General features: G+C 35.9%; 18 protein-coding genes. 7 read left to right on the top strand and 11 right to left on the bottom strand.

Annotated features, from left to right (window positions below; genetic code table 11):
• Nucleotides 1-48 precede the first annotated feature (48 nt).
• From ACRDEC_RS08620 to dapF, 4 genes are read right to left on the bottom strand one after another with little or no spacing between them, the layout of a single operon-like run.
• On the bottom strand, nucleotides 49-963 hold the full coding sequence (locus tag ACRDEC_RS08620) for a DUF2279 domain-containing protein (RefSeq protein WP_431497929.1): 915 nt from the start codon (nucleotides 961-963) through the stop codon (nucleotides 49-51).
• 2 nt (nucleotides 964-965) lie between these two features.
• On the bottom strand, nucleotides 966-1,997 hold the full coding sequence (gene mltG, locus ACRDEC_RS08625) for an endolytic transglycosylase MltG (RefSeq protein WP_431497930.1): 1,032 nt from the start codon (nucleotides 1,995-1,997) through the stop codon (nucleotides 966-968).
• 11 nt (nucleotides 1,998-2,008) lie between these two features.
• Nucleotides 2,009-2,542 carry a GNAT family N-acetyltransferase gene (locus ACRDEC_RS08630; RefSeq protein ID WP_431497931.1) on the bottom strand — a complete coding sequence of 178 codons (534 nt, stop codon included), beginning with the start codon at nucleotides 2,540-2,542 and terminating at the stop codon, nucleotides 2,009-2,011.
• A gap of 33 nt (nucleotides 2,543-2,575) precedes the next feature.
• Nucleotides 2,576-3,355: a diaminopimelate epimerase gene (gene dapF / locus ACRDEC_RS08635; RefSeq protein WP_431497932.1), complete on the bottom strand. Its 780-nt coding sequence runs from the start codon at nucleotides 3,353-3,355 to the stop codon at nucleotides 2,576-2,578.
• 158 nt (nucleotides 3,356-3,513) lie between these two features.
• Here dapF and ACRDEC_RS08640 point away from each other — a divergent pair, with 158 nt between their 5' ends.
• From ACRDEC_RS08640 to ACRDEC_RS08665, 6 genes are all read left to right on the top strand, one after another.
• Nucleotides 3,514-4,911: a S1C family serine protease gene (locus ACRDEC_RS08640; RefSeq protein ID WP_431497933.1), complete on the top strand. Its 1,398-nt coding sequence runs from the start codon at nucleotides 3,514-3,516 to the stop codon at nucleotides 4,909-4,911.
• A 148-nt stretch (nucleotides 4,912-5,059) separates the two neighbouring features.
• Nucleotides 5,060-6,508, top strand: a complete 1,449-nt coding sequence (locus ACRDEC_RS08645; RefSeq protein WP_431497934.1) for a glyceraldehyde-3-phosphate dehydrogenase — start codon at nucleotides 5,060-5,062, stop codon at nucleotides 6,506-6,508.
• 112 nt (nucleotides 6,509-6,620) lie between these two features.
• Entirely contained in the window at nucleotides 6,621-6,977 is a 357-nt protein-coding gene (locus ACRDEC_RS08650) for a hypothetical protein (protein WP_431497935.1), read from the top strand.
• Nucleotides 6,978-7,028: 51 nt separating this feature from the next.
• Nucleotides 7,029-7,310, top strand: coding sequence for a hypothetical protein (locus ACRDEC_RS08655; RefSeq protein WP_431497936.1), 282 nt, complete (start codon nucleotides 7,029-7,031; stop codon nucleotides 7,308-7,310).
• 110 nt (nucleotides 7,311-7,420) lie between these two features.
• Nucleotides 7,421-7,948 (top strand): GNAT family N-acetyltransferase, encoded by a 528-nt coding sequence (locus tag ACRDEC_RS08660; RefSeq protein ID WP_431497937.1) that lies wholly within the window; start codon nucleotides 7,421-7,423, stop codon nucleotides 7,946-7,948.
• Nucleotides 7,949-8,147: 199 nt separating this feature from the next.
• Nucleotides 8,148-9,188 (top strand): hypothetical protein, encoded by a 1,041-nt coding sequence (locus ACRDEC_RS08665; protein ID WP_431497938.1) that lies wholly within the window; start codon nucleotides 8,148-8,150, stop codon nucleotides 9,186-9,188.
• A 144-nt stretch (nucleotides 9,189-9,332) separates the two neighbouring features.
• Here the strand turns inward: ACRDEC_RS08665 and ACRDEC_RS08670 are convergent, their stop codons facing one another.
• The 7 genes from ACRDEC_RS08670 to ACRDEC_RS08700 all read right to left on the bottom strand — a co-directional run bounded on the left by ACRDEC_RS08670 (nucleotide 9,333) and on the right by ACRDEC_RS08700 (nucleotide 20,041).
• Nucleotides 9,333-10,544, bottom strand: coding sequence for a LysM peptidoglycan-binding domain-containing protein (locus ACRDEC_RS08670; RefSeq protein WP_431497939.1), 1,212 nt, complete (start codon nucleotides 10,542-10,544; stop codon nucleotides 9,333-9,335).
• A gap of 122 nt (nucleotides 10,545-10,666) precedes the next feature.
• A complete protein-coding gene (locus ACRDEC_RS08675) occupies nucleotides 10,667-12,931 on the bottom strand; it encodes an aconitate hydratase (RefSeq protein ID WP_431497940.1) in 2,265 nt (754 codons plus the stop codon).
• 292 nt (nucleotides 12,932-13,223) lie between these two features.
• The gene (locus tag ACRDEC_RS08680; RefSeq protein WP_431497941.1) at nucleotides 13,224-14,522 is read right to left on the bottom strand and encodes a YCF48-related protein; all 1,299 of its coding nucleotides are present in this window, start codon (nucleotides 14,520-14,522) and stop codon (nucleotides 13,224-13,226) included.
• Between the two features lie 52 nt (nucleotides 14,523-14,574).
• Nucleotides 14,575-15,528 carry an AAA family ATPase gene (locus ACRDEC_RS08685; protein ID WP_431497942.1) on the bottom strand — a complete coding sequence of 318 codons (954 nt, stop codon included), beginning with the start codon at nucleotides 15,526-15,528 and terminating at the stop codon, nucleotides 14,575-14,577.
• A gap of 77 nt (nucleotides 15,529-15,605) precedes the next feature.
• On the bottom strand, nucleotides 15,606-16,967 hold the full coding sequence (locus tag ACRDEC_RS08690; RefSeq protein WP_431497943.1) for a peptidylprolyl isomerase: 1,362 nt from the start codon (nucleotides 16,965-16,967) through the stop codon (nucleotides 15,606-15,608).
• Between the two features lie 17 nt (nucleotides 16,968-16,984).
• Nucleotides 16,985-18,964, bottom strand: coding sequence for a peptidylprolyl isomerase (locus tag ACRDEC_RS08695; RefSeq protein ID WP_431497944.1), 1,980 nt, complete (start codon nucleotides 18,962-18,964; stop codon nucleotides 16,985-16,987).
• Nucleotides 18,965-19,108: 144 nt separating this feature from the next.
• Nucleotides 19,109-20,041 carry a PorP/SprF family type IX secretion system membrane protein gene (locus ACRDEC_RS08700; RefSeq protein WP_431497945.1) on the bottom strand — a complete coding sequence of 311 codons (933 nt, stop codon included), beginning with the start codon at nucleotides 20,039-20,041 and terminating at the stop codon, nucleotides 19,109-19,111.
• Between the two features lie 121 nt (nucleotides 20,042-20,162).
• Between ACRDEC_RS08700 and ACRDEC_RS08705 the strand changes: the two genes are divergently transcribed.
• Nucleotides 20,163-21,752 (top strand): peptide chain release factor 3, encoded by a 1,590-nt coding sequence (locus tag ACRDEC_RS08705; RefSeq protein WP_431497946.1) that lies wholly within the window; start codon nucleotides 20,163-20,165, stop codon nucleotides 21,750-21,752.
• The last annotated feature ends 161 nt before the right edge of the window (nucleotides 21,753-21,913 follow it).

The following is a 21,913-nucleotide window of genomic DNA, read 5'->3' on the forward strand; positions in this document are numbered from 1 at the left end:
AGTTACCCATAATTCATAAAATACTGAATTTCAAAGTGTTAAAATTTACTAAAAATAGATGAAATACCCTTTTATCCGTCTGTTCACTCCTATTTCAATTGCAGGCGCCGGTATTTTAACTAGATTAAAAATGGAGAAAAAAGTTTTTAGCACATGTGATTTTGTTTCAATTTTAGTTAAATCAGCATCAAAACTAAAGTAGAACTGGCGGTATCTTTTTATTACCGGAATTTCAGGATTCATTGGAAATTCATTATCTCCCGTTACCATTCCATCCGCACCATAACCAACAGCCACATTGAGCCATTTAGGTATTTTAGAAGCTTTAAAAAAGGAATGTACATTAGCCGACAACCAATAAGTTTGCCCATTATAATCCTTAAGAACCTGCTCATTTAGCGATTTCCCTAATAATTCAGGCCTGATTTCAGTATAAGAAGTTGTGTGAAAGGAAAATTTCGGTATGATACGCTGCTCATTCCAAAGTAATTCCTGAGAAACATACAAACCGGTTCCTGTTGCATTGGCAATAACATCACCTCCAGAAGCACCCCACTTTTGTGAATAACCGTCTAAAACCTCAACTGCTGTAAGGAAAGCGAAACCTAAAGTTGATCCGTAAATAAGTTTTTGTTTTTTTGTAGCCCAGCTCCATTGTAAAAGACTGGCTCCGGCACTTCCTATATGATAAGCGGAATAAGTATGCCCCATTTTATCCATTTGAAGCCATTGATCATTATCATTGATAAAATGGAATTTCGAACGAGGATAATCTTTGTACCAAAGTTCATTTAATCCTACCAAAGCACCTGAAACACCAATCGCTTCAGTGATCACGACGGCATTTCTTCTTTGTTTATGTAAAGAATCGGCGGGTTTTAAAAAAGATTCGATTCCGCTTTGGGGGAAAACCGGAATCGAAGATACAGTTATAACACAAACTATATATTGGAATAATTTCAAAACTACCTCTCGATACCTAGTTTAGTAACCCATTCGGCATATTTTTTTGCATTTACCTGATGTGCTTCATATGTTGCGGCAAAATCATGGTATCCAAAACGCTCAACACTTGCACAGAAGTAGATATAATCATGTTTTTCAGCATTTAGGACAGCATCGACAGCCGAGATATCCGGCATGGCAATAGGTCCGGGAGGCAAACCGATAGTAACATAAGTATTATAAGGAGAATTTATTCTTAACATTTCACCACGAACTCTTTTAATCACCTGATCGAAATCTCCCGAACTCTTTTTAACTGCAAAAATCACAGTAGGATCTGCCTGCAAAGGCATTTCAAGTTTCAATCTGTTTAAATAAACTCCGGCTACTCTTGGACGCTCATCAATTTTAACTGTTTCCTTGTGAACAATAGCTGCTAAAGTGATTACTTCTTCAGGAGTCATATTTAGCGCCTTGGCTTTGGCTGTTCTTTCAGTATTCCAGAATTTATGGTATTCGTCTGCCATTTTATCTCTGATTTTTTCGGCAGAAGTATTCCATTTCATCTCATAGGTATTCGGAATAAACATCCCTAAAATAGTTTCTCCATTGAATCCGTTTTTCTTCATGAAAACAGAATCTTTGATTGTATTTATAAGCGTTGTACTATCCACTTCCATCTGGGAAGAAATACGGGAAACCAGTTTTTCTAAACTTTCCTGATTGTTAAAAGCAAGATTTAACGGCATGTTGTGTCGAAGTGCCGATACCAATTGCAGGTTATTCATTCCTTTTTTGAACAAAAATCGTCCAGGGAAAACATTTTCATTATAAGAACGTTTCTCAGCAACAAACTTAAATTTATCTATATTTTTTACGTAAGGTTCAACGATTTTCAGAACATCTTCGTAAGTCGAGCCAGTAGGGACAAAAACATAAAGTTCCTTTTTTTCAAATTTCGTATTTGCAGAAAGTACATTAATATAACCGTAAATAGCAACGGAAGCCACTAGGATCAGTGAGGCAATGATGGCAATTTTCTTTTTACTCAAAACTAATTTTTTTAATGATTTTTATGAATCAACTGAAACAACTCTTCGTCGAAGTATTTTCCCTGATGATAATTCCAGTCTTTTTTGGTTCCAATTTTTTGAAATCCAAAAGTAGTAAAAAGCTTCAAACTTGCTTCGTTATTACTCCCAATATTTGCAAACAATTGATGTAAGTTTAAATGATTGAAAGCATACTTTATCAGGAGTGAAAGTGCCTCACTTCCAATACCTTTGTTTCTGTCTTTCTTATTTTCAATGACAATTCCTATGCCTGCTCTGTTATTTTTCGGATCGAAATCAAATAAATCTATTAATCCGATAGCTTCAAAAGTGTCATTTTTACAAATTACCAACCGTAACTGTTTGGCCTGATGAATGTCCTGATGCGCATTTTCGAGATACTGCATGATTAAAAACCTCGAATAGGGTGTTTGTGTATTACTCACCTCCCAGATTGATTCGTTATTTTCGATAGAATAAACAAAGTCCAGATCTTCGGGTTCGAGAGCACGTAAATTGATTGTAATTCCTTTTAGTGTAACCATCTGATTGCCCTTCGATTGTTCTCAGGGTGGTGTTTAATTAAGTTTCATATTTCCTTCAAAAACAAAAGTTGCCGGTCCTTTTAGAAAAACCTGAGTAAAAAAGCCGTTTTTCTCTATAAAAGAAACCTCCAGTTCTCCACCTTCTACACGCAGTTGAATAACCGAACTTTCCGTTTTCCCGGTAGCTTTCATCGCAATAGCAACAGCTGTCGCTCCGGTTCCGCATGAAAGTGTTTCGTCTTCAACACCGCGTTCGTAGGTTCGTAAAGCAAATTTATTCTCATCTGTTTGTGAAACAAAATTGATATTGCTTCCCGCTTTTCCGTACAAATCACTGTAACGTATTCTTGCGCCTTCATTTCGGACATCAAAAATATTTAAATCTTCAACCAACTGAACATGATGCGGTGAGCCAGTGTTCAGGAAAACATGATTTTCATGCTCATGAACTTCATCAACATCTTTCATTTGTAATGAAACAATGCCATTCTCATCAATCGTTGCGTTGTGCAGACCATCAACAGCAATAAAAACTGCCTGATTGCTTATTACTCCTAATTTTTTGGCAAAAGCCACCAGACAACGCCCTCCGTTACCACACATGGAACTTTCATTCCCGTCGGAGTTATAATAAACCATTTTAAAATCCGTAGATTCATCATTTTCCAGCAATATTAAGCCATCAGCTCCAACACCAAAACGGCGGTCGCAAATTTTCTTAATAAGTTCTGTATTGTCTTTTTGGAATTGCAGCATCCGATTGTCAATCATGACAAAATCATTCCCGGTTCCTTCGTATTTATAAAATTGCATTTAGTGTAAATTCAGATATTTAACAAAAATAAATCTATACAAAGTTACAAATATTAATGATACGTTAAATGTTGTTAAACGGGCGTTAAACTCGATTTATGAATACAACAAAATTTTAAATTTACGTTTAGTATTTAACATCAAACAATTATATAGTTATGAAAAAATTTGCAAGTTTATTTTTTGTGTCTTTGTTAAGCGGCGCAACAACGCTGGGAGCTTACAAATTATTTATCGAAGATCATTCCGCTTCAAAATCTAAATTATCTGTTGCAGGAGAAAATTTTGCCAGAACAGTCGGACTTACAGGAGAAAACACCGATTTTACTGTTGCTGCCGATAATGCCATTCATACTGTTGTACACGTAAAAAACCTAACCGTTTACAATGTGCCAAACGATCCGATCATGGAATATTTCTATGGTTCGAGAGCAGGTGGCGGCGGTCAGCAAACGCAGGTTGGTACCGGTTCAGGTGTAATTATCAGTGAAGACGGGTATATTGTAACAAACAATCACGTAGTTAAAGATGCCACCGAACTGGAAGTGACATTAAATAACAACAAGACTTACAAAGCCAAACTGGTCGGAACTGACAGCAAAATGGATATTGCATTACTGAAAATACAATCGGATGAAAAACTTCCCTATGCTACTTTTGGAAATTCTGATACTATAAAAGTGGGCGAATGGGTTCTGGCTGTTGGAAATCCGTATAATTTGACTTCGACTGTAACAGCAGGAATCGTTTCGGCGAAAGCCAGAGATTTGTCAAACAACGGTATTCAATCTTTTATTCAAACCGATGCAGCCGTAAATCCGGGAAACAGCGGTGGAGCATTAGTGAATACTCGTGGCGAGCTGATAGGAATAAACACGATGATTTCATCACAAACAGGCTCCTACGTAGGATATTCTTTTGCTGTTCCTTCAAATCTGACCCGTAAAATAGTGGAAGACCTGATGGAATATGGCAATGTGCAGCGTGGTGTTTTAGGAATTGAAGCCCGTGAATTGAACAGTGCTGTTTCTAAAGAATTAGGTATTAAAGAAACCACAGGCGTTTTAATCGGAAACGTAACTAAGAATTCCGGCGCTGAAAAAAGTGGTTTAAGGAAAGACGATATTATTGTAAAACTGGACGACCGAAGCATTATGTCTTTTGCAGATCTGACTAATTATGTGAACACCAAACGTCCTAATGACGAGATAAAAGTCGGTATTCTGCGCAATGAGAAAAACATCACAATTCCTGTAAAACTGACTAAAAGAGAATTGATCAATTATGATTTGAAAGGCCTTGAATTGGAAGACATTGATGCAGCAGATAAGAAGAAATTTAAAATTAATTATGGTGTAAAAATTAATGACATCACAAACGAAGAACTTTCTGCTTATGCCGACCAACTTAAAGGCGCTGTCATTTTGAGTGTTGACAACATTAAAGCAACCGATATTGAAACAATCACCAAAGTTTTATCCCGAAAAGGAGAAAACCAACGTTCACAAATAGAATTGATTACGGCCAATGGCCAATTATTGAGGTTCTTATTATAAATGAAATGCTTACACTAATTAGCCGGCTCGGTTTTCAAAGACCAGAGCCGGTTTTTTTATGCAAAAAATCTGAGAAATAGTTTTATGAAAACATTTGAAATTGGTACTTTTGCACCATAAAAAATAATAACCTTTTTTACCTAAACGAATGAGCAACACAACGGTTTACGAAAAAGAAATAGCTTTTCAGGCTGACAGAAGAAGAGCTGGAGTAGAATTAATTAAAATCATCAGTGATTTGTGGTATGACAAATCTATCGAAATGGTATTATTCAGAAACCAGTTAATCGACAGAAATGTAAGCGATATTATCAATCTTCACGAATATGCAGGAGAGTTTGTAGGCAAACCTATTTCAGTATTTGATTCTGTAGAAATTGCAAGAGCAATACTTTCATTGGATTTACCACCTTCAAAACTGGATATTGGTAAATTGACTTACGAGTTTCACTTGGAAGACAACAAATATGACGATGCTAAAGCATTTGTTATCGACAAATTAAAAAATGCAAAAGAAACCAGCGACATTCATCCGAAAGATGTTGTTTTGTACGGTTTCGGACGTATTGGACGTTTATTGGCAAGAGAATTAATGTCTAAAATGGGTAAAGGAAATCAATTGCGTTTGCGCGCTATTGTGACCCGTGACAAGAATGATGCTACTACATTAGAGAAAAGAGCTTCTTTATTGCGTTACGACTCAATTCATGGTGATTTTCAAGGTTCAGTTGTAGCTGATGTTGAAAACAATGCGTTAATCATCAACGGAACAACAGTTCATATCATTACAGCAAACCAGCCGGAAGATATTGATTATACTGCATACGAAATCCACGATGCCTTAGTGATTGACAACACAGGTGCTTTTACTACGCAGGAAGCTTTAGCGAGACACCTTACTTCAAAAGGAGTAGATAAAGTTTTATTGACTGCTCCTGGTAAAGGCGTTCCAAATATTGTTCATGGTGTAAACCAAAACGAGTACAACCCTGACGAAGTAAATATTTTCTCTGCTGCTTCTTGTACAACAAACGCCATTACTCCTATCCTTAAAGCTGTTGAAGACACTTTGGGCGTGGTTAAAGGGCATTTAGAAACAATCCATGCGTATACAAACGACCAGAACTTAGTAGATAACATGCACAAGAAATACCGTCGTGGCCGTGCTGCTGCTTTAAACATGGTTATTACTGAAACCGGTGCTGGAAGTGCCGTTGCAAAAGCATTACCAAGTTTAGCTGGAAAATTAACTTCAAATGCGATTCGTGTTCCTGTTCCAAATGGTTCACTTGTTGTTTTAAATCTTGAAGTAGGCAAAGCAACTTCTGTTGAAGATGTAAACAACATCATGAAGAAATACGCTTTGGAAGGTGAATTAGTAGAGCAAATTAAATATTCATTGAACAACGAATTAGTATCTTCTGATATTGTAGGAACTTCTGCTCCGTCTATTTATGACAGTAATGCAACAATTGTTTCTGCCGATGGTAAAAACGTGGTATTGTACGTTTGGTACGATAACGAATACGGATACAGCCACCAGGTAATTCGTTTGGCTAAATATATTGCTAAAGTAAGACGTTTTACTTATTACTAGTATCAGGGTCTGACCTTATAAAATAGAAAATCCGCTTTGAGAAATCGAAGCGGATTTTTTTGTTACTTTTGATGCAATACAATAAAATTGAAACAGTAAAAAAACACTTTGAATGAAACAGAATCGTACCATTTTCTATTGGAGATTTATAGGCTTGTTACAATGTTATTTGATTATAGAAAAATATGTAAATGCAAAAAGCTTCTTCAATGATAAATTCTATTTATGGAATGGCGTTGTTTTACTTTGCAGTATTGTTTTTCTTTTCAATCGGATGAAACGAAACAAAGTTCTTCTTAATTATGAAGGCATGCTACTTCTTATGTTTATACTGAATTGCACCAGCACGGCAGTAGCTTATGTTATTTCGGGTGTTTCGATGGCAAGAATTATCATGACAATCCTGATTTTACTCTTATCAATTTACATTGGGATCTCGTTAAAAAAAGAAATCGGAACAAAAGCATGAAATACTTTATTTCATACATTCGTTCGACAGAAAAACTCTAAATAAAACGCTTTGAGAATAGTAAATAGACTATTTGCCACATTGATTCTCTTACTGAATCTTTATTTTTTACCATTTTCATTTATAACTATCCGGGAAAATTTCGGTTCTATGCGAGGCGGATTAACTTTACTTCCAATAACGCTGCTGATAAACATGCTGATTATTACTTCAGTTTTAGCTTTCAAAAAGAAATACGAAAAAAACTTAGGGATATTGATTATTAACCTTTTTGGATTACTATTTGCTCTAGGGTTGTTTTTCTTATTGATGGCTACTCAGAGAATGGAGTAACATTTAATACACTATTTTAGTTGGATTAAACCACAAAAGATAAGGAATTGGGCATCCTTTTTGAGAAATTGAATCAGATTTTTTATATTTGATACTATAAACCCTTTGTTATGGAAATTCAGGTTTTTGAAATAGTAAAAGCGACTCTTGCGGATTTGGAAACCCTTGTTGCCATTAGCCGTAGTACGTTTTATGAGACTTTCGCCAAAGACAATTCGGAGGAAAACATGCAATTGTATTTGGATGAGCATGTTACTCTTCAGAAATTAACCGCGGAAATGAACCATCAGGATTCGGAATTTTACTTGCTCAAAGACGGTTTGGACGTGATAGGGTATTTGAAAGTCAATTTTGAAACGGCACAAACCGAATTACAGGACAACCATTCGCTGGAGATTGAACGGATTTATGTGGCTGCGGCCTTTCATGGCAAACATGCAGGACAGCTTCTTTTCGGTAAGGCTTTGGAAATAGCCAGACTTCATGGTCTTGATTATATCTGGCTTGGGGTTTGGGAGGAAAATAAAAAGGCTATTGGTTTTTACAATAAGAATGGCTTTACTGCTTTTGACACGCATACTTTTGTTGTTGGAAATGACGCGCAGACGGATATACTAATGAAACTGCCACTGAAATAAACAACAATACTTATTTATGAGCCCTTGTGCTTCTTTCAAAAGCGAAATACTTGCTTTTAAAGGATGTGTGATACGCTAGTGTTACACTTTCGTCCTATTTTCTGGCTTTCTCTTTCAATCTTTTCGATATATTTGTGAACAATAGTAATACAATTCTCACCTGAGCGAAGCCTACGGAACGCTACAATAAGTTTAAAAAATGAAGCATTTAAAATATCTTATCTTAATTCTTTTTTTATCTACAAAATTATTCAGTCAAGAACATAAAAGACTATTTAAAGAAACTGCTTTAGAATTTGCGAACAGATTAAAACCCATCGAATCAGAATATAGATATACTTGGGATTTAGAAGACAAAGATGTTATTGAAACTCATCTTGACAATACTTCATCAAATAATGTGATTTTTGTCTTTTACAGAAATGAAGCAGTTAGCTTAAAAATATCCGACACTACAATAATGATATTTGCATATGTTGAAATTTCAGCCAATTCATACCGTAAAATCCCTATTGACTCCTATTATACAGACGACTTCAAACTGGAACGCATTTATTTTTCCAATACTGACACTGACCCTGAAAAAGAATTGGTTATCAATTATTTTAAATATACTAATACTGAAAGAACACTAATCACAAAAATATATGATAATTTCGGTGTAACAGAAACTTCTGGTAAGTTAGAAGAAAAATCATTTTTTTTGAGATATGAAAACGAAACTGCTTCAGATTTTGCAGATCGAATTTTACCAAATCAAAGTAAAATAATCGGTAAAGTTGTTGAAACTTCCCTTTGGGACAATAAAACAAAAACCATTATTGTCTTTTATAAATCTAAAACTTTAAATGAATTTAAAAAATATAATTCCTTTGGGCAAGTATTTATAGAAATGGAAAAAAATGTTTTTAAAAGCATCTACATTGATGGGTCTGCAGACTCTTCTTTGGATGGAATCTTCATCGAAAGTGTGTTTTTTGTTAATGCAGATAAAGACACGGATAAAGAATTAGCAGTTATGTATTCTTCTCCTATGATGGATGGTAGTGAAATACTAGGAAAATCATATTGGACTTACATTTATGACAATACAAATTTTAATAATCCTCCAATCCAATTAGAACGATTGAAAGAATTTCACAGCACTTTTAGTGATTTTGAGAGGAAAAATGATGTTAGCAAAGCAAAATACAAAACTGCAGTTGATGTAAAAAAGAAACTTAAAGAGCTTGGCTATTAAAATTGAAAAACAAAGCTAATCACAACAACTTTGCAGTAACGCTTATTGCAATCAGCAATACTTTTTTTTAATTGTATTTACGCAATATAACTATGATTTAATTGAGAAAATAGTGAAATTTAGAATTCAAGAAATCAGAAGTAATTAATTCAGAACACGATTTACCTGAACGAAACGCTTGGCATAATACGGTTCCCTTGTTGAGGAGATGATTACGCCTGCACTGGTTGAAGAGTGTATGAATTTGATTTCATCTTCCAGTATTTCGGTGACCATTCCTACGTGACTTACACGGCCACGGCCCATTGTTGCAAAAAAGATCAGATCGCCTTTTTGGGCTTGTGTTCTGTCTATTTTTACTCCTGCACCGGCAGCCATTTCATGAGAAGATCTTGGCAGCGTCATGTCGATGTTTTTAAAAGTGGCAAACATCAAACCTGAACAATCGAACCCTCCATTTCCTGTTGATCCGCTTCTGTATCTCGCTCCTAGGTTTTCGGAAGCTTTGGCAATCAGGAATTCTGCTTTAGACATATTATCCAGAGAAAGTGGTGCCACTTCAGCAACCGGAGCAGGCTCAGATTCTTTAATCTCTATAATTTTAATTTGAGAGGAACTCGTTCCCACTTCTATTTCTTCTTCCTCTTCTTCTATCTGTGGAGAAACTGTTTGGTTGTGAACCGTTTCCGATGGAGTTCCTTTTCGGATAATCAATTTATGACCCACCGAAAGTCCGTTAGCAATCTCAGGATTTAATTTTTCAAGCTCCTGAATACTGATTTTATAGCGTTTTGAGATTCCGTATTTCGTTTCCTTTGGCAACACCTGATGCACTATCTCTTCACCGTTATTTTGGCTTTCAGCCACTGGAGCTACTTCCTGTTTAGGTGTTGTTTTTACTTGCGCTTTTATTTCGGTTACAGCCACATTCTTAGTCGGCGGAGTTATCGTTTCAGCAGCAGACGGGATCGTTATTTTGGCGCCCAGCTTTAATCCTTCCGTTTCAATTGTAGGATTAGCCTCTTTGATTTTATCGATGCTTATTTTGTATTTTTTGGAAATTCCGTATAATGTTTCTTTCGCCAGAACTTCGTGGATTACCGGTTCAGCAGCACTTACACTTGCGATTTCCTCCGGCTTATAATTTCGGTTAGGTACCAATAAGACCATGTTCAATTTCAAGAGCTTCTTTGCTTTTGGATTCAACTCCAAAATTTCGGAAGGCTTGACCTGGTATTTTTTGGCGATGCTATAAACGGATTCCCCTTTTGCAACGCTGTGCTTAATTTTTTCCTGTGAAAAAACTACTGAGGACATTAAAACGAAAAGAAAAGTAAAAAGCTTATAAAATTTCATTGGGGGGAATTTTTTTTGGCTTCAATAATGAAGAAAATTATTTTTTCACAAGATAAGAAAATCAAAATAAAAAAACTCCCGGCTTGCACCGGAAGTTTTCATTTTTATATTAAAAACGTAAATTAAGCTTTACCAGCAGCAATAAGATTTAAAGCAGAACCTGCTACAAACCAGCCAATTTGACCTGCATTGTACGTATGATTTGCTAAAATAATATCTTTTGAACCATCAGCATGAACGAATTCCAATGTTAATGGTTTTCCTGGAGCAAACTCCGTTAAATCAGCGAAATTGATTGTATCATCTTCTTTGATTTTATCGTAATCTGCTTCGTTTGCGAAAGTCAAAGCCAACATTCCTTGTTTTTTCAAGTTGGTTTCGTGAATACGGGCAAATGATTTTACCAATACAGCACTCACTCCTAAGAAACGAGGTTCCATAGCCGCATGCTCACGAGAAGATCCTTCACCATAGTTATGATCACCCACAACAATTGCAGGAACTCCGGCAGCTTTGTAAGCTCTTTGAACAGCAGGAACTTCAGCGTATTCACCTGTTAATTGGTTTTTAACTGAATTTGCTTTTTGGTTGAATGCATTTTCAGCACCAATTAGCATATTATTAGAAATGTTATCCAGGTGACCACGGAAACGCAACCAAGGCCCGGCCATAGAAATATGGTCAGTTGTACATTTTCCGAAAGCTTTGATTAACAATTTGGCTCCTGTAATATTTTGTCCGTTCCAAGGTGAGAAAGGCGCTAATAACTGTAAACGATCCGATGTTGGAGAAACCACTACCTGAACTCCGCTACCATCTTCAGACGGCGCCTGGAAACCAGCATCTTCTACATCAAACCCTTTGCTAGGCAATTCGTCTCCTGTTGGCGGGTTTAATTTTACAGCTTCACCGTTATCGTTTAACAACGTATCAGTAAGCGGATTAAAACTCAAATCTCCTGAAATTGCCAAAGCAGCTACCATTTCCGGTGACGTTACAAAAGCATGTGTATTTGGGTTACCGTCAGCACGTTTTGAGAAGTTACGGTTGAAAGAGTGAACGATGGTGTTTTTCTCCCCTTTGTCAGCACCGGCTCTATCCCATTGTCCGATACATGGTCCGCAAGCATTGGTAAATACTTTAGTTCCCATTTTTTCGAAAGTTGCGATGATTCCGTCTCTTTCGATAGTGTAACGAACTTGTTCAGAACCAGGGTTGATACCGAATTCTGCTTTTGGAGTAATTCCGTGAGCTACAGCTTGCTCTACAATTGAAGCAGCACGAGCCATATCCTCATACGAAGAGTTCGTACAAGATCCGATTAATCCCCATTCTATTTTTAAAGGCCATCCGTTAGCGGCAGCTTCTGCTTTCATTTTTGAAACAGGAGTTCCTCTATCCGGTGTAAAAGGTCCGTTGATATGAGGCTCTAATTCAGAAAGGTTAATTTCGATTAACTGATCAAAATATTGTTCCGGATTAGCATATACTTCAGGGTCAGCAGTCAGGTAAGAAGCTACTTTATCAGCAGCATCCACAACATCCTGACGGTCTGTAGCCGCTAAATATCTTCTCATAGAATCATCGTAACCAAATGTAGAAGTTGTTGCTCCGATTTCAGCACCCATATTACAGATTGTCCCTTTACCGGTACAAGACATATTTAAAGCACCTTCTCCGAAATATTCAACAACTGCTCCAGTTCCTCCTTTTACGGTAAGAATATCAGCTACTTTAAGGATTACGTCTTTTGGCGCAGTCCATCCATTTAATTTACCTGTTAATTTTACACCGATAAGTTTTGGAAATTTCAATTCCCAAGCCATTCCAGACATAACATCTACTGCATCTGCTCCACCAACTCCGATAGCTAACATTCCTAAACCACCTGCATTTACAGTATGTGAATCAGTTCCAATCATCATTCCTCCAGGAAATGCATAATTTTCTAAAACAACCTGATGAATAATTCCGGCACCCGGTTTCCAGAAACCGATTCCGTATTTATCTGACACTGAAGAAAGGAAATCAAAAACTTCTTTTGACTGTGAATTTGCTACAGCTAAATCCGTTTTTGCTCCGACTTTCGCCTGAATTAAGTGATCACAGTGAACCGTTGTTGGAACTGCTACTTTATTTTTTCCGGCATGCATAAACTGTAACAATGCCATTTGTGCTGTTGCATCCTGACAAGCTACCCTGTCTGGGGCAAAATCTACATAATCTGCTCCTCTTTTATAAACTCCTGTAGGAGTCCCTGACCAAAGGTGCGTGTATAAAATCTTTTCTGTTAGTGTTAGCGGACGGCCAACTAATTCGCGAGCTTTATCCACCCTAGTTGCCATGTTTGCATACACTTTTTCAATCATTTCTATATCAAATGCCATAGTATGAATAAGTTATATTAGACTTGTTTGTTTTTATTAAAATCACACAAATTTACAAATTCCTAACGGAATAAAAAATTTTTAGTTATTTGATCTTTTTAAAGAATTATTATTTATAAACATTCTATTTTAATAGATATACTTCAATGAAATCTTAATTTTATATCAAAAATTTAAGAATTCTTAAAAATAGTAATTTATATTACTAAATTATGAATATAGTATCTGAAAAAAGAGAATTCTATATTTCCAGATCTTTGTCATTGATCCGAAACAGTCACTAAAATCAAAATTATTTGATCACTTTAACAGATTGCCTGCCGGTATTTGTATGAAGATTTACGAAATAAATCCCGGAAGGATACGGAAAATTGAATGAATATGTTTTACGCCCCTTCCTATCAATGGTATCTACTTTCAGTTCTTTGATTCTCTTTCCTAATGAATTATAGAGTTCGATTACTAAATTATCAACATCGGTAAAATCAATCGAAATATTCAGTTTGTCAGTAATCGGGTTGGGCTGTACTTTAGCAATAAGAGGTACTCTGCCTGTTTCCTGAAAATCGCCCGTGTCTAAATTGACATCATTGTATTTATAGATTGTTGTACCTGAAGCATACGCCAGGTTATCGTTGACAATAAAAATTCGATTAAGATTACTTCCGACATTCAAGTTTGTCCATGTATCGCCGCCATCCAGTGTTTCATAAAAACCAGTGTTATGACCTCCCATCCAGCCGTGGTTTTCGGTTACAAATCCAACCGCCTGAATATCTGTTTCAGGGGCATTTTTTGAAACCCAGATAGTTCCGCCATCTGTTGATTTAATCAGTTTTCCTGGATTAGGCGCTATTGATTCAACTGCTCCAAAAAGAACATTTGAATTTCCCTGCAGGATCTGCATCTTCCAAACATACTCGCCTGCAATCCCTGAGTTATAGATCTGCGTCCAAGTAGTTCCTCCGTTCAATGTTTTTAAAATAATTGCACCTGTACTGTTCTTACCTGCTGCATATCCGACATTTTCATCTAGGAACACAACTTCAACCAAACCGGTAGCATAAGCCGCCATATTTGTATATTGCCATGTAGCACCGCTATCAGTAGATTTGATTATAAATGCAGGTCCGAAATAAGCCCCGCATCCATAAACCGTTGAAGTCCCTACAGCATCTAAACCGCAGATAGCCTTTGGCGCAGTGGGTATATTGGTAACCAGGCTCCATGTGGTTCCTCCATCGGTGGTTTTGAAAAATTTATTATTAATTAAAGTTCCAACAAATCCAATTTCAGGAGTTAAGAATTCTACATTTCTAAAATAATAATTAGACCCTAAAGCCGATTCACTAAGTTGCGGAGTCCAGGTCGTGCCTCCATCAATGGTTTTATATACAACCGCATGACCACCACCCAAAGCCCAACCTAAATTAGCATCGAGAAAAAAAACATCATCGAAACGCTGTGCATCTGTATTGGCCGGAATAGATGTTATCGGATGCCATTGCAATTGTGCCACAGCATGAAAAGAAAATACAATTGACAAGCAAACAATAAGTTTAATTCTTGTCAAGACAATGCTATTCTTCATTTAAAAAAATTTAATATACTGGTATAAAGGTAATTAAAAGAACAATTAGCAATTAAAATAACTTCTTAATAATCATTTCTTCAGAAATTCCTTCGGCGTCTGCTTTGTAATTTTTAATAATACGATGACGCAGAATTCCAGTTGCCACAGCCTGTACGTCTTCAATATCAGGAGAAAATTTCCCATTTAGCGCTGCATTAGTTTTAGCTGCTAAAATCAAGTTTTGCGAAGCCCTCGGTCCTGCTCCCCAATCTAAATAATTTTTAATAAAATCATTTGACAGCGGGTTATCAGGACGCGTTTTTGAAACCAAAGTCACTGCATATTCAATCACATTATCTGCAACCGGAATACGACGGATCAAGTGCTGAAAATCGATAATTTCCTGCGCTGTAAATAATGGATTTACCTGTTCTGAAAAATCACTAGTGGTACTTTTGACCACCTGAACTTCTTCTGCAAAAGAAGGATAGTCGAGCTTAATAGCAAACATGAATCGATCCAGCTGTGCTTCAGGTAACGGATAAGTCCCTTCCTGTTCGATAGGGTTTTGAGTTGCCAATACGAAGAAAGGCAAGTCGAGTTTATGATGCTGCCCAGCGATGGTCACCGACTTTTCCTGCATAGCTTCCAATAAAGCCGCTTGTGTTTTTGGCGGTGTACGGTTGATCTCATCTGCAAGAATGATGTTTGAAAATATAGGTCCTTTTAAGAATTTAAAATTCCTGCTTTCATCCAATATTTCACTTCCCAGTATATCGGAAGGCATCAAATCCGGTGTGAACTGAATTCTTTTGAAATCCAACCCCAATGCTTGAGAAATGGTATTTACCATCAATGTTTTTGCTAATCCGGGAACACCAACCAATAAGGCATGCCCACCCGAAAAAATACTCAAGACGATCTGGTTTACCACATCATCCTGACCTACTATAATTTTAGCAATTTCCTGTTTTAATTCTTTCTGTTTTTGAACCAGATTTTGAATGGCGGCAACATCAGACATTTTGATTATATTTTAAATAAAAAAGAGTTAGTACTATGAAATCATAAAACTAACTCTTTCTCTGAATTAATAAAAATTTATTTTTTTAACCAATTGTTGGTAAATGCGCAATCACGGTACTCACCATTGATTTTTATGTACGTTTCTTTGATTTTTTCTTCAGACCATTTAGCAATTGCCTTAATTTGTTTTTCTTTCAAAGCCAATTCTTTCAAACGTCCGTAATCTTTAGAATAATCTGCCGTATGCTCTTCATAACGATTAGTAACCGTCATCACTTTATAAAATTTCCCACCAGTACGATCTTCTTCAACAACCGGCAATGAAACTTCATTATCTTTCAGATTAGTCACCTGACTGTATAAAGACGGGTCCATTTTAGTTAATTCGAAACGAGTATCGTGTGTTTTCGGATTAGTTAAAACACCACCATCATTACGAGTTTCTTTTTCATCAGACATTGTACGGGCAGCTTCAGCAAAAGTAATTTCTTTACTTAAAATTCTTGTGCGGATAAGTTCTGCTTTTTCTTTGGCTTCTTTTAAAGCTTCAGGCGTTACCTTCGGTGCAATTACAATATGACGCAAATCAATTTCCTGTCCTCTTACTTTTTCAAGGTAAATAATATGGTAACCGAATTCCGTCTCGAAAGGTTCTGAAATTTCACCTTCATTCAAACTAAAAGCTACATCTTTAAACTCTTTTACAAATTGTGTTCTACGGTCCATTTTATAGAACCCTCCGTTTGATCTGGATCCCGGATCTTCGGAATATAAAACTGCTTTACTGAAAAAGCTAGCGCCATTCTCAAGAACATCTTTTCTGAATCCTTTTAACTGATCAATTACTTTTTGCTTTGCTTCTTCGGAAACCTTAGGTTTTACAACGATTTGAGCTAATTCCATTTCGGCACCAAAAACAGGCAAGTCATCTTTTGGTATTTTTTTGAAAAAATCACGAACCTCTTCAGGGGTTATGCTGACTTCATCAACAATTTTTTTCTGCATTTCTGCCGTTAATTTGTTCTCTTTGATAATATCAAAAAGTTCAGCTCTGAAATCCTGCTCACTTGTTTTTTTGAAATACTGAACTACTTTTTCCATGGAACCCAATTGTTCCACCATATATCCAATTTGCTCGTTCAGCTTCGAATTTACATCAGAATCAGTAACTACAATACTATCTTGAATGGCTTGGTGAGCATATAATTTATCCTCTAATAATTTGCCCAGCATTTCACAACGTTTAATATCCTTTGTATCGACACCTTGGCTTGAAAGCTCAATATACGTTTTATCGATATCCGAATCTAAAATAACATAATCCCCTACAACTGCCACAACGCCATCTACTTTTTGCTTTTTCCCCTGAGCTAAAGCTCCTAAAGAAAATACCGAAAGTGCTATTATTAAATTGATTCTAATGTTTGAAATTTTCATTTTTTGTATTTACGTCGTTAATTATTTTTTAATATTGAAGCTTTTATTTTTTCAAAAACATCTTTATTTACTTCAACCTTAAATTCTTTTTTAAGTTCAGCAACCCAGTTATCTTCCAGATATTGCTGATAATCATTTATGACCTTCCCACGAACATCATCAATAGATTTTGGACCTGCCGGCAATACTTTTTCTACTTTATTTACAAAATAGAATTCTCCTTCTTTGTAGATGTCAGAAATGCCTTTTTTGAACGTTATGTTTTTCGGCATATTATCGGCACCTTCTTCAATAATCTCCTGCTTAATCATAACATTTACAGCATCATTCGTATTTAATACTCCTTTAATAGCATCTGCAGTCTGGTCTTTTTTAAAGAGTTTTTTTGCCGCTTTTGCAATATCTTCTTTAGTTGAAGAAGCTGTCAGAATTTCCACTCTGGTTTTCCATTGGTATTTAGACTGGTTTTCTTTAAAATAATTGCTTAAGCCCAATGTATCCTGTTTTGCTTTGTTCCAAATTTCTCTTTCCATCAAATCAAAAAGCAGCAATCCGTCACGGTACTCATCCATCACATTTGAAAACTCAGGAAACTCTTTTTCTAAATTATCATTGTAATAAATATTCAACTGTGTGTCTTCAAAATCTTTATAATAAAAATCAACCAGTTTGCTGATTGGCTTCAATTTTGATTCTGCTTTTTGCAATCCTTCTAGTGCTTTTAAAAATGCAAATGCTTTTACTTCGTATTTTGAATCAATAGTTACCAGCGTTTCATTGAAATCCTTCATGTTTGAAGGAAGTAACCAACTCCCGGTATAATATTTATCTGTAACTAACGCTTTTATCTTTGCGTACATTTTCTCATCTCGAACTACAGTATATTTTTTACGTAATTTAGATGTAAGCGAATTTGTGATTAATCGGGAACGGTCATCTTTTCTGATTTTCGTATCCAATTCACGTTCCATTTCAGATAATTTCTTTATTGGATATTTTTCAATTAATTTCACAATATGCCATCCAAACTGACTTTCAAAAGGCTCAGAATATTTGTTTGGTGTCGATAAACCGAAAGCCACATTCTCGAATTCTTCAGAACTAAGTTGGCCTGAACCAAAACGCGGCAAAACACCTCCTTTTGAAGCTGAGTTTTTATCTTGTGAAAATTGATTAGCCAGGTTTTCGAAGTTTTCCCCTTGTTTTAACTTGGTATAAATATCTTGAATTGTAGATTTTGCTTTATCTGTATCCGCCGGATTGTTTGATGTAGGCTTTAAAATCATAATATGGGCAACAGAAATCTCACCACGATTGTCACGTGAATCAACTACCTTTATTACATGATAACCGAATCTTGTACGGACAGGCATTGAAATATCACCCTTTTTTGTCTTGAAAGCAGCTGTTTCAAAAGCATAAACCATTCTAAAAGCCGAAAAATAACCTAAATCACCTTTATTTTCTTTAGCTGAAGGATCTTGTGAAAAATTTACCGCTAAATCTTCAAATTTCTCACCAGCCAATGCTTTTTTTCTGACATCAAGTGCTTTGTGATATGCTTTTAGAGTATCTGCGGGAGTTGCATTTTCATCAAGTGTAATCAGTATATGAGATGCTCTGATTTCTTTTTGGTATCTGATGTAACCTTCATCAATCAAGGCCTTGGTTACTTTAATATCAGAAGTGTAATTTTTAGAAAGCTGTGTTCTGTATGATTTCAGCTCATTGATATATTTAGTATTGTACTGTAATCCTAATTTATTTGCTTTATTAATTTTAAGCTTATATCCGATGTACAAATCTAAATACTGATTCAAATCTTTTTGGGATTCGTCTTTAACTAAATCCAGGTTTTTCTTGTAAACTCTTGAAAACTCATCTGTATAGTATGGTTTATCATCAACAGTAAAAAGAACTTCTTTTTTTTCGGTTTGAGCAAAAGCAGCACAATTTAAAGCTAATGCAAGTCCTAAAATTATTTTATTAATATTCATTTTCGGTTTTATTTACAATCTTTTTTTGGTCAAATTTTATTAACGAACAAAAATAACAATTCGGATACATTATACAACTATATCGCTATGTATTAACAAAAAATTATATTTGAAAAAAGAAAATACCCGAGAAGATTAACAATTTCAGAAAAACCTAGGCGATTTAATCCTATCATAAGACCTAAAAAACTCATATCTGAGAAAAATCTCATGTGAGCCTTGATTGAAATTCCCCAACCTGGTCACATCTCTGTCATAGGAATAACCTATCAGCCAGGTATTTGAAATCTGAAATCCGGCCAAAGCACTTACGGCGGCATCCCATCGGTAAGCTGCTCCTAAAGTCAGTTTTTCAGAAAATAAAAAATTAGCTGACAAGTCCAATTGCAGCGGTGCTCCTTTCACTATTTTTGTCAATACGGCCGGTTTAAATTTAATTTTGGGATCCAAACTAAATACATATCCGAACATTCCATGCAAATGCATTCTCTCACTTGCCGTTAACTGAACATTGTTATCATAATAGTGTTTTTCGAGTAAATAAGGGATCGAAAAGCCCAAATATGCCTTGTCAGAATACCAATATACTCCAAAACCAAGATTAGGAAAAAATCTGTTATCGATATTATTTCTGCTCCCATGCAGTGGATCTGCCGGATTGTATTCTTTTAATTTATTAAAATTAACGTTCAGAAAATTCAATGTCGATTTTAATCCGAAAGCAAGTTTAAATCTTTCAGAAGTTGGCACAGCAAAACTTACATCAACCGAAACCGTATTTTCATCTGACGGCCCTAATCTGTCATTGACAACTGATAAACCCAAGCCCCATTTCATATTGCTGTCTATTGGAGAATGTACTGCAAGCGTATTTGTGACCGGAGCCCCATCAAGGCCAACCCATTGTGATCTGTGCATCACTAAAACACTTATCACTTCTCTTGAACCGGCAAAAGCAGGATTAATACTGCTTGTATTATACATATACTGTGTAAATTGAGATTCCTGCTGTGCGTACAGAGCCACATTATATGATAATAAAAAGAACAGTACTACTCTATTTACAGAATACTTCACAGATACTACATTAAACGGTTTAATAATGTAAATATAGAAACAATCGTTCAGAAATAAATTACCATTACCAACTTCATGGCAAAGAATAATGTATTCCGTATATTTGCCAAAATTTTAAAACATGAGTTTCTTAAAAGAAATAGAGCGTAGAAGAACTTTCGGAATTATATCGCATCCTGATGCCGGAAAAACCACATTGACTGAAAAACTATTGTTGTTTGGAGGAGCGATACAGGAAGCTGGGGCAGTAAAAAATAATAAAATCAAAAAAGGTGCTACTTCCGATTTCATGGAAATTGAGCGCCAAAGAGGAATTTCCGTGGCAACATCGGTGTTGGCATTCAATTATCACGACAAAAAAATCAACATCTTAGATACTCCGGGACATAAGGATTTTGCAGAAGACACCTTTAGAACCTTAACAGCAGTAGACAGTGTCATCGTAGTTGTTGACGTTGCAAAAGGAGTCGAAGAGCAAACAGAAAAATTAGTAGCTGTTTGCAGAATGCGTAAAATTCCGATTCTGGTTTTCATTAACAAATTGGATAGAGAAGGAAAAGACGCCTTCGATTTGATGGATGAAGTCGAAAAAAAATTAGGACTAACCGTAACTCCCATGAGTTTTCCTATAGGAATGGGATATGATTTTCAAGGTATTTACAATATCTGGGAGAAAAACATCAATCTTTTTAGTGGTGACAGTCGAAAAAACATAGAAGATGTCATTGCCATCAGTGACGTCCAAAGTCCTGAATTGGAAAAAATTATCGGACAGAAACCGGCAGATAAACTTCGGGAAGAACTGGAATTAATCACCGAAGTCTATCCTGAATTCGACAGGCAGGATTATCTGGATGGAAAATTACAACCTGTATTTTTCGGTTCAGCATTAAACAATTTTGGAGTTCGTGAGCTTTTAGACTGTTTTGTTGAAATTGCTCCTACACCAAGACCAAAAGAATCTGAAACCCGATTGGTTGACCCAAAAGAAGAAAAAATGTCCGGATTTGTGTTTAAAATCCACGCCAATATGGATCCGAAACACAGAGACCGTCTGGCATTCGTGAAAATTGTTTCTGGGACTTTCGAAAGAAACAAGCCGTATTTACACGTCCGTCAAGGGAAAAATCTGAAATTCTCCAGTCCAAATGCTTTTTTTGCTGAGAAAAAAGAGATTGTCGACATTTCCTATCCTGGCGACATTGTAGGATTGCACGATACCGGGAATTTTAAAATCGGTGATACATTAACAGAAGGAGAGCAAATGAGTTTCAAAGGAATCCCAAGCTTTTCTCCGGAGCATTTCAGATACATCAACAATGCAGATCCATTAAAATCAAAACAACTGGAAAAAGGTGTTGACCAATTAATGGATGAAGGTGTTGCACAGTTATTCACACTGGAAATGAATAACCGTAAAGTAATCGGAACAGTAGGTGCGCTACAATATGAAGTTATTCAATACCGTTTGGAACACGAATACGGAGCAAAATGCACTTATGAAAATTTTCCTGCTTACAAAGCATGCTGGGTGAAACCGGATGATGCTAAAAACGAGGAATTCGCCGAGTTCAAACGTATCAAACAAAAATTCCTGGCCAAAGACAAATACGGTCAATTAGTATTTTTAGCCGATTCTGACTTCTCGATACAAATGACACAAAGCAAATTTCCAACAGTGAAATTATTTTTCACTTCAGAGTTTGATTAATTTTCAATTTGAATTACTACTTATAAAAAAATCCCATCTTGTTTTGCACTGCCCCCAAAAAGTTAGACACTATTTGGGGGTATTTTTATGGAAAGAAAAGTCAAGTATAATTTTGCATTAAAGCTTGAATGTGTAAAATTAGTTGTTGAACAACATCATTC

Source organism: Flavobacterium sp., assembly GCF_050696275.1.
GTDB lineage: Bacteria > Bacteroidota > Bacteroidia > Flavobacteriales > Flavobacteriaceae > Flavobacterium.

What these genes read in the sequence shown, in the direction of transcription:
- ACRDEC_RS08630 (WP_431497931.1), bottom strand. Translation starts at nt 2,542, where the DNA reads ATGGTTACACTAAAAGGAATTACAATCAATTTACGTGCTCTCGAACCC.
- dapF (WP_431497932.1), bottom strand. Translation starts at nt 3,355, where the DNA reads ATGCAATTTTATAAATACGAAGGAACCGGGAATGATTTTGTCATGATT.
- ACRDEC_RS08640 (WP_431497933.1), top strand. Translation starts at nt 3,514, where the DNA reads ATGAAAAAATTTGCAAGTTTATTTTTTGTGTCTTTGTTAAGCGGCGCA.
- ACRDEC_RS08645 (WP_431497934.1), top strand. Translation starts at nt 5,060, where the DNA reads ATGAGCAACACAACGGTTTACGAAAAAGAAATAGCTTTTCAGGCTGAC.
- ACRDEC_RS08650 (WP_431497935.1), top strand. Translation starts at nt 6,621, where the DNA reads ATGAAACAGAATCGTACCATTTTCTATTGGAGATTTATAGGCTTGTTA.
- ACRDEC_RS08660 (WP_431497937.1), top strand. Translation starts at nt 7,421, where the DNA reads ATGGAAATTCAGGTTTTTGAAATAGTAAAAGCGACTCTTGCGGATTTG.
- ACRDEC_RS08665 (WP_431497938.1), top strand. Translation starts at nt 8,148, where the DNA reads ATGAAGCATTTAAAATATCTTATCTTAATTCTTTTTTTATCTACAAAA.
- ACRDEC_RS08670 (WP_431497939.1), bottom strand. Translation starts at nt 10,544, where the DNA reads ATGAAATTTTATAAGCTTTTTACTTTTCTTTTCGTTTTAATGTCCTCA.
- ACRDEC_RS08675 (WP_431497940.1), bottom strand. Translation starts at nt 12,931, where the DNA reads ATGGCATTTGATATAGAAATGATTGAAAAAGTGTATGCAAACATGGCA.
- ACRDEC_RS08680 (WP_431497941.1), bottom strand. Translation starts at nt 14,522, where the DNA reads ATGAAGAATAGCATTGTCTTGACAAGAATTAAACTTATTGTTTGCTTG.
- ACRDEC_RS08685 (WP_431497942.1), bottom strand. Translation starts at nt 15,528, where the DNA reads ATGTCTGATGTTGCCGCCATTCAAAATCTGGTTCAAAAACAGAAAGAA.
- ACRDEC_RS08690 (WP_431497943.1), bottom strand. Translation starts at nt 16,967, where the DNA reads ATGAAAATTTCAAACATTAGAATCAATTTAATAATAGCACTTTCGGTA.
- ACRDEC_RS08695 (WP_431497944.1), bottom strand. Translation starts at nt 18,964, where the DNA reads ATGAATATTAATAAAATAATTTTAGGACTTGCATTAGCTTTAAATTGT.
- ACRDEC_RS08705 (WP_431497946.1), top strand. Translation starts at nt 20,163, where the DNA reads ATGAGTTTCTTAAAAGAAATAGAGCGTAGAAGAACTTTCGGAATTATA.